Annotated in this window: 13 protein-coding genes and 2 pseudogenes; 8 read left to right on the forward strand and 7 right to left on the reverse strand. The window is 68.6% G+C overall.

Annotated elements, in window-relative coordinates; all coding sequences use genetic code 11:
- A partial coding sequence (locus tag ABZ646_RS25660; RefSeq protein ID WP_360523284.1) for a helix-turn-helix domain-containing protein occupies window positions 1-503 on the reverse strand: 503 nt, incomplete at its 3' end.
- A 619-nt stretch (window positions 504-1,122) separates the two neighbouring features.
- Here ABZ646_RS25660 and ABZ646_RS25665 point away from each other — a divergent pair.
- The 3 genes from ABZ646_RS25665 to ABZ646_RS25675 all read left to right on the forward strand — a co-directional run bounded on the left by ABZ646_RS25665 (window position 1,123) and on the right by ABZ646_RS25675 (window position 3,891).
- Window positions 1,123-2,001: an aldo/keto reductase gene (locus tag ABZ646_RS25665; RefSeq protein WP_360523287.1), complete on the forward strand. Its 879-nt coding sequence runs from the start codon at window positions 1,123-1,125 to the stop codon at window positions 1,999-2,001.
- Window positions 2,002-2,288: 287 nt separating this feature from the next.
- Window positions 2,289-2,639 (forward strand): restriction endonuclease, encoded by a 351-nt coding sequence (locus tag ABZ646_RS25670; protein ID WP_360523290.1) that lies wholly within the window; start codon window positions 2,289-2,291, stop codon window positions 2,637-2,639.
- A gap of 382 nt (window positions 2,640-3,021) precedes the next feature.
- Window positions 3,022-3,891 (forward strand): alpha/beta hydrolase, encoded by an 870-nt coding sequence (locus ABZ646_RS25675; protein WP_360523293.1) that lies wholly within the window; start codon window positions 3,022-3,024, stop codon window positions 3,889-3,891.
- Window positions 3,892-4,290: 399 nt separating this feature from the next.
- Here the strand turns inward: ABZ646_RS25675 and ABZ646_RS25680 are convergent, their stop codons facing one another.
- Window positions 4,291-4,863, reverse strand: a complete 573-nt coding sequence (locus ABZ646_RS25680) for a TetR/AcrR family transcriptional regulator (protein WP_360523296.1) — start codon at window positions 4,861-4,863, stop codon at window positions 4,291-4,293.
- 364 nt (window positions 4,864-5,227) lie between these two features.
- On the opposite strand from ABZ646_RS25680, the pseudogene ABZ646_RS25685 reads away from it, so the two are divergent.
- Together ABZ646_RS25685 and ABZ646_RS25690 are read left to right on the forward strand one after the other, a co-directional pair.
- Window positions 5,228-5,368, forward strand: a pseudogene (locus tag ABZ646_RS25685) (hypothetical protein); the annotation flags it as partial.
- A 76-nt stretch (window positions 5,369-5,444) separates the two neighbouring features.
- Window positions 5,445-6,251: an AMP-binding protein gene (locus tag ABZ646_RS25690; protein WP_360523299.1), complete on the forward strand. Its 807-nt coding sequence runs from the start codon at window positions 5,445-5,447 to the stop codon at window positions 6,249-6,251.
- A gap of 267 nt (window positions 6,252-6,518) precedes the next feature.
- Here ABZ646_RS25690 and ABZ646_RS25695 read toward each other — a convergent pair whose 3' ends face one another.
- Both ABZ646_RS25695 and ABZ646_RS25700 read right to left on the reverse strand, forming a co-directional pair.
- Entirely contained in the window at window positions 6,519-7,349 is an 831-nt protein-coding gene (locus tag ABZ646_RS25695; protein ID WP_360523302.1) for an enoyl-CoA hydratase/isomerase family protein, read from the reverse strand.
- Window positions 7,350-7,671: 322 nt separating this feature from the next.
- A complete protein-coding gene (locus tag ABZ646_RS25700) occupies window positions 7,672-8,343 on the reverse strand; it encodes an MBL fold metallo-hydrolase (protein ID WP_360523305.1) in 672 nt (223 codons plus the stop codon).
- 66 nt (window positions 8,344-8,409) lie between these two features.
- Here ABZ646_RS25700 and ABZ646_RS25705 point away from each other — a divergent pair, with 66 nt between their 5' ends.
- Window positions 8,410-9,180, forward strand: coding sequence for a LuxR C-terminal-related transcriptional regulator (locus ABZ646_RS25705; RefSeq protein ID WP_360523308.1), 771 nt, complete (start codon window positions 8,410-8,412; stop codon window positions 9,178-9,180).
- A 438-nt stretch (window positions 9,181-9,618) separates the two neighbouring features.
- Here the strand turns inward: ABZ646_RS25705 and ABZ646_RS25710 are convergent, their stop codons facing one another.
- Window positions 9,619-10,086 carry a helix-turn-helix domain-containing protein gene (locus tag ABZ646_RS25710; protein ID WP_360523311.1) on the reverse strand — a complete coding sequence of 156 codons (468 nt, stop codon included), beginning with the start codon at window positions 10,084-10,086 and terminating at the stop codon, window positions 9,619-9,621.
- Between the two features lie 91 nt (window positions 10,087-10,177).
- Here ABZ646_RS25710 and ABZ646_RS25715 point away from each other — a divergent pair, with 91 nt between their 5' ends.
- Window positions 10,178-10,678 (forward strand): PaaI family thioesterase, encoded by a 501-nt coding sequence (locus ABZ646_RS25715; protein ID WP_360523314.1) that lies wholly within the window; start codon window positions 10,178-10,180, stop codon window positions 10,676-10,678.
- Between the two features lie 150 nt (window positions 10,679-10,828).
- On the opposite strand, the pseudogene ABZ646_RS25720 reads toward ABZ646_RS25715, so the two are convergent.
- Window positions 10,829-11,212: pseudogene (locus ABZ646_RS25720) on the reverse strand (ATP-binding protein); the annotation flags it as partial.
- Between the two features lie 316 nt (window positions 11,213-11,528).
- On the reverse strand, window positions 11,529-12,542 hold the full coding sequence (locus ABZ646_RS25725) for an NADP-dependent oxidoreductase (protein ID WP_360523317.1): 1,014 nt from the start codon (window positions 12,540-12,542) through the stop codon (window positions 11,529-11,531).
- 156 nt (window positions 12,543-12,698) lie between these two features.
- Here ABZ646_RS25725 and ABZ646_RS25730 point away from each other — a divergent pair.
- Window positions 12,699-13,200: helix-turn-helix domain-containing protein (locus ABZ646_RS25730; RefSeq protein WP_360523320.1), on the forward strand; the 502-nt coding region annotated here is incomplete at its 3' end.

The following is a 13,200-nucleotide window of genomic DNA, read 5'->3' on the forward strand; positions in this document are numbered from 1 at the left end:
GTCGGGGTCGTCGGAGGGCTGGGCGGTGTCCACGCGCAGGACGGCGATCTCCCCGGTGTCCGGGAGAAGTCGGTGACGAGCGAGGCGGCCAGGGAGTTCCAGGCGAGGATGTCCATGTACCGGCCCAGGACGAAAGCCGGGGTGGAACGAAAGTCGTCGAGTGTCTGTCTGACGTGTGACGGGACTTTCTGCTCGGGCCTGCGGCAGACTTCGACCGTGAACTCGCCTGCAAGCTCGAACAGGTGATCACGTTGCGCGTCGTCCAGATGCAGGGCCCGGACCAGTGCCGCGAGCACGCTCACGGACACGGGGGCGCGCCCCTGCTCCAGTCGGCTGTACTGACCGCTGCTGAGTCCTGCCATGCGGGCGACCTCGTCCCGACGCAGGCCGGCGACCCGCCGGGGCGCTCCGTTTTCCGGTAGCCCTACCGTACGCGGGCTCAGCTCGGTTCGCCGGGCCCTCAGGAATTCACCCAGCTCCTTCAGATGTGCGCTGCTGTCCATGTGATCAGTGTGTCCAGGATTCGTTGAAAGGTAAGGGGCCTCGGATTGGGTCCAGGACCATGCGTCGCAGGTCAGGATCGCGTCCACAGCCCGTCAATGCAGTCTGACAGAGACCGGCGATCCTGAGAGGGGGAGATTTTTCTCCCTGGTTGGTCCCCTCCCGGGATGGAATTCTCCTCTTTGCGGGTTCTCGTGGCAGTGGCAGGCTTGGGAGTGAACAGAGACTAAATTGCGTCATGCGAATCCGGCGCACCATTGTGGACGTTACCGAGAAGGCGAGAAAGAGACATCTCCACCTCTCGACGCCGGTACGACTCTTTCGCCGGACAGCTCGTGCCGCGGCCGTCGCTGGTGGTCGCGGACACCGAGGCAGCCGTGGCCTACGCCAGCCATGAAAGCGTCCGACGTGCGGGTGAGCCGAAGGAGCTCTTCTGGGCGTCGGGAGCGAGCCACGTCGACCTGTACGAACCTCGGCCGCTCCCAGGTCCGCGCGCCACGGGCTGAGTTGCTGGCGCAGAGGCCGTCTCCGGCACTCGCACGGACGTCCCGCACCCGGCTCGGAGAGCAGCTTTCGCGGCCGCCGTCACCCATCCGTTTCCTCGACCAGTAAGGATCCTTTGTGAGTACGCAGTCCGCACGTCCCGCCGACGCCTCCGGCACCTTCGACCTCGGGGGTGACCTGACGATCAACCGTCTCGGCTACGGTGCCATGCAACTGACCGGCCCCGGTGTCTGGGGTGACCCGCGCGATCCGGACGAGGCTGTCCGCGTGCTGCGCCGTGCGGTCGAGTTGGGCGTCAACTTCATCGACACAGCCGACGCCTACGGACCATTCGTCAACGAGCAGCTGATCCGGAAAGCACTCCGTCCGTACGCCGACGATCTCGTCATCGCCACGAAGGGGGGTCAGACCCGCCAGGGGCCGGGACCGAGCAACTGGACCCCGGTCGGCCGCCCCGAATACCTGCGCCAGCAGACAGAGCTGAGCCTGCGCCACCTCGGTGTCGAACGCATCGATCTGTACCAGCTGCACCGCGTCGACCCCAAGGTCCCCCTCGCCGAGCAGATCGGCGAACTCGCCCGGCTTCAGCAGGAGGGCAAGATCCGTCACATCGGCCTGTCCGAGGTGACCGTCGAGCAGATCAAGGAGGCCCGCAGCTACGCCGAGATCGTCTCCGTGCAGAACCTGTACAACCTGGCCAACCGCTCGGCCGAGGACGTATTGGAGTACGCCGAGGCCGAGAACATCGCGTTCATCCCGTGGTTCCCGATCGCCACCGGCGAACTCGCACGTCCGGGCGGCCCGCTGGACGCCGCGTCCAGGGAGCACGGTGCGTCGCCTTCACAGCTTGCCCTGGCCTGGCTGCTGCGGCGCTCTCCGGTGATGCTGCCGATTCCCGGCACGTCGAGTACAGCTCACCTGGAAGAGAACACCGGCGCTGCGCTGATCCCGCTCGCGGACGAAGAGTTCGAGGCACTCGCTGCCGCAGCCGTCTGAGGAGATCTCCTTGCTTGGCTGCTGTCCCCTCGTTCACTGGTCCTGTCCCGGGGGCGAAGTCGTCGAGCAGGCCGCCCTGAAAGAGCGTTTTGTCATCCATGGTGGAACGCCCTCACCGTTGTCGGCGGCCTGGCGTTGCTCCTGCTTCTCTCCGGCCTTTTCTCCGGCCTGTCCGGAGCGGGTGCCTACCGGTACGTGGACGAGGCCGAGACCGTTGACGAGCCGGAGGTGCTGACCTTCAAGGTGAAGCAGCTTGCCTCGATGAGCGCGTCGGGGTTCGAGCAGGCGTGCGCCGACCTCCTGGCGCGCGACGGGTTCCGTCAGCCGAGGCGGGTGGACGTGCCGGCGATCTCGGCGCAGACGTCACCGCCTGGGACGGCGACGACCGCCTGGTGATCCTGCAGTGCAAGCAGTACTCCAGCCCCATCGGCTCCGGTCACGTGCAGCAGTTCAACGGAACAGCCCGCCCGCATCATGGAGCGGACGTGCCCATCATGATCGCACTGAACGGCTTCACGCAGCCGGCGACGGACTTCGCCCGCAGGCAGGCGCTCCTTCTCGTGAAGCGTCGGGAGTTGAAGCTCTGGGCCCATGGCCAGCACCTCTACGACGTCCTGGGCGTCGAGAGTGCGGCGTAGCGTACGGACCACGGCTTGGAAGTACGGGTCTGCCGCCTCGTGCAGGCGACAGACCCGGACAGCCAGGCGCGGGTCCTGGTTCGTACGGCCCCGTCCTGTTCTGGTGGCAGGGCATGGCCTGCATCCCGACGTTCGGCGGAACCCGCGATCCCTGTCGCTATCCCATCTCGTTCCGCTTCCCCTCTTGCCCCCTCATGGGATTACGGTCATACTTTAAAGGTCGCGGGAACCTCAGGGATCTGACCCAGAGCGGCCCCGCCGAGGCCTCTGGCCGCCGACTGCAGCCGCAGTCGGGAGACCGGGTTACCGCCCTGCGCCCACCCTGCAAGGAAGAAGGGGGCGGCGCACACCGGCGCCAACCCTCACATCGAAGGGCACGACCGTGAACGACGCACATGAAGTACGAGGCGACGTGGTGACGTCGTACAAGAACGCACCGACCCGCACCGTCACCGCCGGCGGAGTGACCTTCGCCTACCGTGAGCTCGGTCCCCGGTCCGATGTCCCGGTGGTCTTCCTCACCCACCTCGCCGCAGTGCTCGACAACTGGGACCCCCGGGTCGTCGACGGCATCGCCGCCAGACGCCGGGTGATTACGTTCGACAGCAGGGGCGTCGGCGCCTCTACAGGTTCGACGCCGCAGACCATCGAGGAGATGGCCAAGGACGCCATCACCTTCATCCGGGCGCTCGGACTCCAGCAGGTGGACATCCTCGGTTTCTCGATGGGCGGCATGATCGCCCAGGTGATCGCGCAGACCGACCCTCAACTCATCCGCAGACTGATCCTTGCGGGCACCGGTCCTGCCGGCGGTGAGGGCATCAAGAACGTGACCCGGATCTCCCACTTCGACACGCTCCGAGCGCTGTTCACCCTTCAGGATCCGAAGCAGTTCCTCTTCTTCACCCGCACCTCGAACGGGCGTCGGGCCGGCAAGGAGTTCCTGGCTCGTCTGAAGGAGCGCACGAAGGGCCGGGGCAAGGCGATCTCCCTCGTCTCCTACCTCTCTCAGCTCAAGGCCATCCACCGCTGGGGGCTGGCACGTCCGCAGGATCTCTCCGTGATCCAGCAGCCCGTGCTCGTCGCCAACGGTGACGACGACAGGATGGTCCCGACGCAGAACTCGGCTGACTTGGCCCGGCGACTGCCGAACTCTGAGCTGGTGATCTACCCCGACGCCGGCCACGGCGGCATCTTCCAGTTCCATGAGCAGTTCGTGTCGACCGCTCTCGAGTTCCTCGAACGGCCGTAGGTCCGCGGTCCGGTCGGCGCTCAAACCGAGGACGTTGCCTCAGAGTCGTGACGCCCGGTGGGCGGGCGACTTGAGGCGTCTGTCCGGCATCACTGACCTGGCCGTTTCCCGGCCATGCGGCGCCGGCGAGGTGGTCGTCGTGCGGGACGGCGATGCGGAGAACGACGTGGTGGACGCCCCTCAGTGACGCGGCGGGAGCCTCCAGGGGGCTGAGCCGGTGCTGGCTGCTCGGGGCAGGGGGTGGGTCGGGCGAGCTCCAGATGCGTGGTGAGGCGGCCTGGATCCGTCCCGCTGGCCGCATTGTCGGCGTGCATGGAATCGCTTTCGCGTGCGGACGCAACCTCATCACGCAGGGCGCGGCAGGGGCAGGCGGTCAGGTCCGGGGATTGACCGTCCCCCTCAGCGCATGAAGGTGAGGGCGTTCTTGATTCCCTGCTCAAGGACCTCGTCGGAGAACTTCCGGTCGGAGAGGGCGCGGGACAGCTGCAACGTTCCCACCGCCATGGTGAAGAGCCCGATGGCCTGACCGCGGGCGGACTGCGGATCCTCGGGTGCCAGGCGGGCAGCGAGTTCTTCCACGATGCCCCTGGCGCCGTCGGTGTAGGCGTCCTTGGTCCCGTCACCGCACGGGCCGATTTCGTCGAGCAGGGCTGCGGAGGGGCATCCGTCGCCGGGGTTGTCCCGGTGCTCGGGTGACAGATACTCGCGAACGAAATCCTCGAGTCCCTCGCGGCCGGGCCGCAGCGTGCCGTACTGCTTCACCTGCGTACGCAGCTGTTCGGCGACGACGTTGGCGACGAGGTCGTCCTTGGACTCGAAGTGGGCGTAGAAGGCTCCGTTGGTGAGCCCGGCGTCCGACATCAGGGTGGAGATGCCGGAGCCGTCTATGCCGTCCTGCTTGAACCGGTGGCCGGCCCGCTCGATGATCCGTTGCCGGGTCACCTGCTTGTGCTCCTTGGTGTAGCGCGCCACCGGGTCCTCCATCAACTCAGCCGGGCCATTGCCTTGCATCCCATCCTAATCTATGGTCTGACGCATGTAATATTACGATCGTCAGACGACTTTGCGGCCGATCCGCCGCGCCCGGGACACCACCGCACCTCGTCCCGGGGCGGGTGCGCCGCAGCGGCACCGTCGCCACCGCGGACACCACGCGGCGTTCGGCGCAACGCCGGGGAGCGGACCGCCCACCGGACGGCACGTCATGGGCCCGAGCGGAGACGATCTCACCACCGCCCAGGCCGCCGCCCGCCGGTCCAGGAAGCGGAGGGCTTCGCACCGCCTCAGGTCTTCGCCCGGATCGGCCACCCGCACCCGGAGAACCAGGAGAGCGATGATGCTCAGCCCGAGCCGCAACGTGTCACGACGGCTGACGGACACTGCGTCACGACATCCGGAGCGGCACGCAATCGTCTTCAGTGATGACCACGTCACGTCCGCCGCCCTCGACGCCGCCGCCAACCGTGTCGCGAACCTGCTCGTCTCGCGCGGGATCCAGCCGGGCGACAAGGTCGCGCTGTCCTGCCCCAACCTTCCCCGCAGGCGCCGTGGTCGTGCCGCTGAACGTGCTGCTGAAGTCCCACGAGGTCGCCTACCACCTCGCCGACTCCGACGCGAAGGCGTACTTCGCGTTCGAGGGCTGCACCGAGTTCTTCCTGATCGAGAGCGGCGCCGCAGCCCCGGGCGGGGAGGGGGTCGGCGACGGGACCCCGGAGACCTGCGCCGCGGCCGTCGCCGAGCGGCCCGTGACGTTCCGGACGGTCGAGCGAGACGAGGACGACACCGCCGTGGTCCTCTACACCTCCGGCACGACCGGCCGTCCCAAGGGCACTGAGCTGCGGCACCGCAACGTGTACGACAACGCGCTCATCGGCCGCGACCTGTTCGCGGCCGATCCCGCGCGACCCGACACCTACCTCGCTGGTCGCCGTGATCGGCGTACCGCACGAGTCCCGCGTCGAGGCGATCAAGGCCGTCGTGGTGAAGGCGGCGGGCAGTGGCGCGACCGAGGACGCACTCACTGGGGAGAGTGCCGTACGTACGCCGAAGCGCCTGAGGAAGGCGAATCCCTCGGGCGCCGGGCGCTCTTGTCAGGCGGCGTGGGTGCGGTCACGTGCTGCGTCCGCGCGGATGGGTTCGGGCTGTCGTGGCTCGGCATGATGCGGAGGGGCCTTTGGCCATGGTGCTGCGAGGCGGAAGCGCCTGTGCCTTGCTGGAACTGTCGAACGGGCAGCGGGTTGTCGCCGTGCATGCGGGTCGCTCAGGGGGGCGAGCGTGTGCGGGAATCCGCCGAGGGAGCCCGGCCCCTCGTGGGTGAGGATCAGTGGGGTGGCGCCCGGCTCGGGTGGGCGGACGCGTAGGGAAGGGGGGATGTCCTGGCTGGCGGAATTGCCTGGTGGTGAAGTGTGGCAGTTCGTGCAGCCGAGGAGAGGAGCTCAGGGCCCGACGAAGCCGCCGTGCACGGTTTCGCGATGGCGGCCGCTCCGTGGGGGGCCGGGCTGCCGTCGGGGCACGCCCGACCACCGCTGGGAACCTGGTGGGTCGGGGCCGGAACCCACCAGGGTGCCGCGCCGCCGACTGGGGTCCCTGTCAGGAGCCGGGGCGGGTCGTGCGGCGGCAGGAGGTGATCAGAGGATCTCGTTGACGCGGCCGATGTACTCGCCCAGCTCGTACTCGACGTCGAGGCCCTTCTCGGCGGCCAGCGCGCCGAGCCCGACCGCACGCGCGGCGAATCCCGGCTGCGTCAGTGTGGCCGCGAACTCGCCGAAGGCGGCGACCAGGTGAGCGTCCGGCGGCAGTGTCGCCCGGTTGACCTGGGCCTTCGCGGTCGCCAGTGCCTGCCGGTCGAAGGAGGCGAGGCGGGCGACCGTCGCGTCGATGAAGGCGTCGAGTTCCGCGTCGGGCAGGGTCCGGGTGACCCATCCCCAGCGCTCGGCCAGGTCGGCGTCGTAGTCGGCACTGGTCAGGATCGCCTCCAGTGCGCGGTCGCGGCCGATGGAGCGAGGGAGCCGCTCGCCGCCGCCTCCGCCGGGGACGATGCCGATGCCGACCTCGGGCTGGCCGAAGACCGCCTTCTCGCGGCTGGCGTAGCGCAGGTCGCAGGCGAGGGCGAGCTCGTTGCCCGCGCCGCGGGTGCGGCCCCGGATGGCCGCGATGCTGATGAACGGAGCTTTGGTCAGCCGGAGGACCATGTCGGTCCAGACCGGGTTGTCGTCCTCGTGCTCGGGCTGGGGGAGGTCGGCGGCTGCGGCGCCGTCGTAATGGTTGACGAAGAAGTCGGGGAGGTCGCTGGTGAAGACGACGACCTGGATGTCCGGGTCGTTCTCGAGCTCCCTGACGATCTTGTGCAGCGTCACGACGGACTCGGGAATCACCAGGTTCGCGGGGGGATTCGCGAACGTGATCCTGGCGGTCCGCGGGGTCGTCCGCTCCAGGCGGATCGTGCTGGGCTGGCTCATGGCGTGGTTCCGTTTCGTAGGGGGCTTGCGTGGCTGTGATCGCGTCCGACGACGACGGAGCTGTGAGGTCTGGTGGGGGCGCGGATGTCGCCGCACTGTCCGTCGGAGCGGCATCGGCTGCGCCGGGTCCGCATGCACGGTGCGGCACGGTGCGGGCTCCGTTCGAGCCGATGGCGAGACAGTGGTTGGTCCCCGGCCATTTGACTTACGATCGTAATATGATAAGCCGAGAAGCGCTCGGCAGGCAAGGGTCCCGGCCCGCGGGGCGAAGCGCCGGTCGGCCGTCGAGGCCGTCTGGCAGCGTATGAATGAGCGGGAAAGGTCAGGCGGACGGGATGACGATCGGGGTGCCGAACAGGTAGAAGTTGCTGATGTCGATCACGAGGGGAGCCGCGTAGGTGGGGAAGCGTTCGATGATGGCCTGCTTGTAGGCCTGGCCGTCGTCGCCGAGGAGTTCGCGGGCGACCTTCAGGTACTCGGCCATCTCCGTGAGAACGGCCGGTCCCGCGGGCAGTCCGTGTCCGGGCAGGATCGTGTCGTAAGCCGGGTCGGCGAGTTCCTGGAGGATGACCTGCCAGCGGTCGATGTCGTGGTTTCCGACGAACACATGGGTCTTGTGGTAGACGACGTCCTGCGCCACCAGCACCCCGTGCTCGGGCAGCCGGATCAGCAGCTGGTCGGAGGTCTCACCGCCGGAGAGGGCTTCGAAGACGAAGGGAACGCCGTCGACGACCTCGGTACCCGGGGTGATCAGAACGGTGGGGGCCACCTCTGCCGCGGGGACCGGGATGCCGGTGGGGTCCTTGAGGTCGCCTCGCGCCGCCATCTGATCGCGCGTGACGGCCAGGGCGTGAATGGGTGCGTTGAAGCGGGCCGCCCCCTGGAAGTGGTCCGGGTGCTCATGGGTGATGATGAGCCGGTCCAGCGGTTTGCCGAGTTCCTTGGCGTATGCGACGACCTCGTCGGCGCCCGCGATCGTGATCTGGCCGTCCACCGCGACCAGCCGCGAGGCGAGGAGCCGGCCGTCGCGGACTACGCCGCCCGGGCCTTCGAGGTTTCCGTGCCGCGCAGTGTGCGCCTGCTCAGCGCCGCCGCGCAGTGGACCCTCGGCATGTCGACGCTGTTCGCCGGCCGGGCCGAAGAAGCCCTGGACTACCTGGTCCGCCTGACCGAGGGCGGACACCACGCGGCGCACCCCACCATCGCGGTGCTCGCCGCGCCGGACACCGCCGAGGCCGCCCTCCAGAGCGGGCAGCGGGCGACGGCCGAGGAACAGGTGCGGCTGCTGCGGCGGTGGGCCGAGCGGACCGGGGCGGCGTGGGCGATCTCCGCGACGCACCTGGTGAATGCCCTGCTGGCGTCGGGGGCGGACGCGGAGGAGCAGTTCCGGCTCGCGCTGGATGTTCCCGGAGCCCGGTCGCGGCCCTTCAACCACGCCCGCACCCGTCTGCTGTACGGCGAGTGGCTGCGGCGGGCCCGCCGCCGTACCGACGCCCGGACCCAGCTCGCCGAAGCCGCGGAGATCTTCCGGCGACTGCACGCGGCGCCCCTGCTCGCCCGCACCCGGGCCGAACAGGAACTGGCCGGGCAGCACCTGCACCGCGACCTCGCACCGGCCCGGGACACCGCAGCCATCCTCACCCCGCAGGAGCTGAGAGTCGCACGGCTGGCCGCGCAGGGGCTCACCAACCGGGAGATCGGGGCACAGCTGCTGATCAGTCCCCGCACCGTGGCTCATCACCTTGCCAACGTGTTCCCCAAGCTCGGTATCGTCTCGCGCGCCGACCTCGCCCGCATCGACTTCGGGGACGGGTTCCACCTGATCGGCTGACGGGCCGCCTTCTGGGCTGGGCCGGGGCCCCGCTGATGGCCAGCGCTGCGCTGGGTGGAGTTCGTCGCCGTTCACACCCGGGGCCTCCCACTATGCGGTGCTGCCCCGGCCGGCGGCGGCAGCACCTCCTTGGGCACGACCACCAGATGTCATGGCCCGGGCTCGACGGCCTTGCGATATGCCGCTTGTCGATCTATGGACTGCCGGTGCCGGGCTCCGGTGGTGCTGCAACCCTGTTCGCTGTCCGGGTGGCGCGGCCGGGCCATCGCGTTCCTGTGAGATGTCGCCCTCGCCGGGAGAGCAGCCAATGCGGCGATGCTGTAGGCGGTGCCGTCGAACACGTCGTCGCTGGCGCCCATCCCGATCCGGTTGCTGAGGTGCCGACAAGAGGGGAGACGGCAGCCGCGACGAGACGGTGGCGAGACCAGGTTTGATGATTCATGCCCGGAGGCGGGCCCCTGGTCCCAGCCGGGCGGTGACGTCGCATGGAGTGAGGGCGGAGTGTTCCGCGGAGCACTCGACGACGACGCGGACCGGAGCGCCGCATTCGGTGTGACGAACGTCCAGTACGGGGCCCTCGGGGCCGAGGGCGTAGGCCTCGCCCCACTGGCTCAAGGCCATCAGGACGGGCCACAAATCCCAGCCCTTGCGGGTCAGACGGTACTCGTTGCGGGAGCGGCTGCCCGGCTCCTGATAGGCGACGGTCTTCAGGACGCCGGCCGCGATCAGCTTCCGGAGGCGATCGCTGAGGACGGCCTCCGACAGGCCGATGTGGCGGTGGAAGTCGTCGAAGCGGCGGACTCCGTTGACGGCGTCACGCAGGATCAGCAGCGTCCATTTCTCTCCGATCACGTCGAGCGTGCGCTGGACGGGGCAGTTATCCGTGCTCGCCTCAAGCCACTCCATCCCGCTATCTTAGGGGTCTGACTTCATAATTGACAGTCAGGTGAATTGGCAGCTAGCTTCACTTGAAAAAGTCAGATGGAGGCGCTCGATCGTGGGACGAACACGTACGTATGCATGGGAAGATCCCGCGATCCTGGCGGAAGCCGCCGGACGCATGGCCGGCATCGACTTCCTGCGCGAGCTGAAGGCGGGGCGACTGCCGGGGCCGCCCATCAACTACTCCATCGACTTCACCCTGGACGAGGTGGAGCCCGGCAGGGCGGTCTTCTCCCTGACGCCGGGGGAGGAGCACTACAACCCGATCGGCAGCGTGCACGGCGGAATCTTCGCCACTCTGCTGGATTCGGCGGCGGGCTGTGCCGTCCAGTCCACCCTCCCGCAAGGAATGGGGTACACCTCGCTCGACCTGACGGTGAAATTCCTGCGGCGGATCACCGTGGAAACGGGCATGGTGCGTGCCATTGGCACAGTTGTCAGCAAGGGCCGCCAAACCGCCCTCGCCCAGGCGCAGTTGGTCGACGCGACAGATCGCCTGCTCGCTCACGCCACCAGCAGCTGTCTGCTTTTCCCGGTGCCGCCCCCGCAAGGATGATCTTCGGCGGGAGCCCCACCGTCGCCTGGGCCCGGTGCCTTGCCGACACGCGAGCAAGTCAACTCGACGGTTCGTCACCGCGACTGAACCGTCGCGCCCATACCTGACCAGTGGAAATGCAGTCCTCAACCCCGGAAAGACAGCAGCTTGTCACCGCAGAGCCGACGGGACGTCGGCAGGGGATGCTGGAATCAGCTGCTCCGCCCAGCTGACCTTGTCTTCGCGGCCGTGGCGAGTACCCCAGCGTTGGATGAGCTGGGAGACCGGGAACAAGCCGCGACCGCCCTCGTCGAAGTCCCGGGCGCGGCTCAGGTGCGGAGCGGTGCTGCCGGCGTCGGAAACTTCGCACGTCAGCGCCGACTGAAGGATCATCCGCAGTCGGATGGGGCTCTTGCCGTAGCGGATGGCGTTCGTCACCAGTTCGCTGACGACCAGCTCTGTGGGAATGGCCGTCTCTTCCGGACCCCAGGCGGCCGGCTGATCGGCTGCCTGGACGCGGGCCTTCGAGACCACGGCCGGGTCGCTGGGGAGATCCCTGGGCCCACAGTGGGACCAGGAGCAGGGAGCGCGGACCCGAGGCGCGCAGGGCCGACTCGTGGTCCGCCGACATCGCCGGCCGTGCGGGGATGGCGTCCGCGGCGATGCGGAGCCGGAGAGGCCGGCCGGTGGCAAGTGCGCGGGCTGGCTCCGAGCCTTCCGGGTAAGCGCCCGTCTGTCCTGTGACGATTGCCGGGCCCGAACGCGTCCGAGACCGCCTGGGCGATTCGGCGGAGTGTCGGGGGGCCGGCTTCCGGGTTCGTGCTCTCCTCTGATGACCGTGCCGGACGGAGGGTCTGTGACCTGCGCGGGCTCAGCCGTTGTCGGGCTCCATCGAGACCACGACCTTGCCGGCCTTGGTGCGGCCCTGCTCGACGTGCGCCATCGCCTCGAGTGTCCGCTCGAACGGGAAGGTGCTGTCGATGACCGGCCGGAGCTTCCCGCTGTCGTAGAGGGCGCCGAGCTTGCGCAGCTGCGAGCCGTTGGCCTGCATGAAGAAGAACTGGTAGCGCACGCCCAGTCCCTTGGCCTGCTTGCGGATCTTGCGGCTGAGGGTGTTCATGACCAGGCCCAGGACGGCGGGGGCGCCGAGCTGCTTGGCGAAATTGGCGTCCGGCGGCCCGACGACACTGATGGCCAGGCCGCCGGGCCTCAGTACGGTCAGCGACTTCTCGAGGTTCGCTCCGCCCACGGAGTCCAGCACCAGGTCGTAGCCGGACAGCAGTTTCGAGAAGTCCTCCTTGGTGTAGTCGACGACGACGTCGGCGCCGAGGCTCCTGACCAGTTCCTCGGTCGCGGTGCCCGTGGTCGTCGCCACGGTGGCGCCGAGGTGCTTGGCGAGCTGGATGACCGTCGACCCGAGGCCGCCGGCACCGGCGTGGACGAGCACCTTCTGGCCTGGCTTCACCCGTGCGCGCTCGACGAGGATCTGCCAGGCGGCCAGGGCCACCAGCGGCACGGCAGCCGCCTCCTGCAGGGTGAGGGAGGCCGGCTTGGGTGCGACATCGTCGACGTCGATCGCGATGAACTCCGCGAAGCCCCCCACTCGCAGGTCGCGCGGGCGGGCGTAGACCTCGTCGCCGACTTCGATGCCGTGCACGGCGGAGCCGACCCGGGTCACGACGCCGGCCACGTCGTGGCCGAGCACGAACGGGGTCTTGTACTTCAGGAGCTGCTTGAACTCCCCGTTGCGGACCATCTTGTCCAGCGGGTTGATGCTGGCGGCGCTCACTTTGACCAGGACGTCGCGGTCCCCGACGGCGGGCTCGGGCACCTCCGCGGCGCGCGCGCCGTCCTTGCCGTACTTCTCGACGACGAAGGCCTTCATGCCGGCCGCCTTTCTGCGTGGGTGTTTCGGTGGGCGATGTGATTCTTCGGGCAGCTCCCCCGCGCCCGCTTCTCGCGTGCGGCCGGGGGAGCTGCTGGTCATGACGCTAATGGCTGGGTATAGAAAAGTAAACTCAGGAGAGGTTAGTATCACTGCATGGATGCGAGGACCGAAACCCTTCAGGACGCCGGCGCGGACCCCCGCCTGGACCGGGACACGTCGAACTGCTCGATCGGCCGGACCCTTGAGGTCGTGGGGGAGAAGTGGACGATCCTGATCCTGCGCGAGGTCTGGTACGGCTCGTCCCGTTTCAGTGAGTTCGAACGCGTCCTGGGCTGCCCTCGCAACCTCCTCGCGGCGCGGCTCAAGATGCTCGTGGAGGAAGGGATCCTGGCCACCGAGGCCTACAAGGAGCCGGGCTCGCGGAGTCGTCCCAGGTATGTGATCACGTCCAAGGGCATGGACCTGGTCCCGGCCGTGATGGGGCTCCTGCAGTGGGGTGACCGCTACCGCGCCGACCCCGAGGGCCCGGCCATGCTGGCGCGCCACCGTGGATGCGGCGCGCACGTCGACGCCCAGATCCGCTGCGAACGGGGCCATGCCGTGCAGGCGGAGGACATCGAGAGCATCCCCGGCCCAGATCGGAAGAGAGACGAGA

Origin of the sequence: Streptomyces sp. NPDC007162 (genome assembly GCF_040634175.1) — a bacterium.
GTDB lineage: Bacteria > Actinomycetota > Actinomycetes > Streptomycetales > Streptomycetaceae > Streptomyces.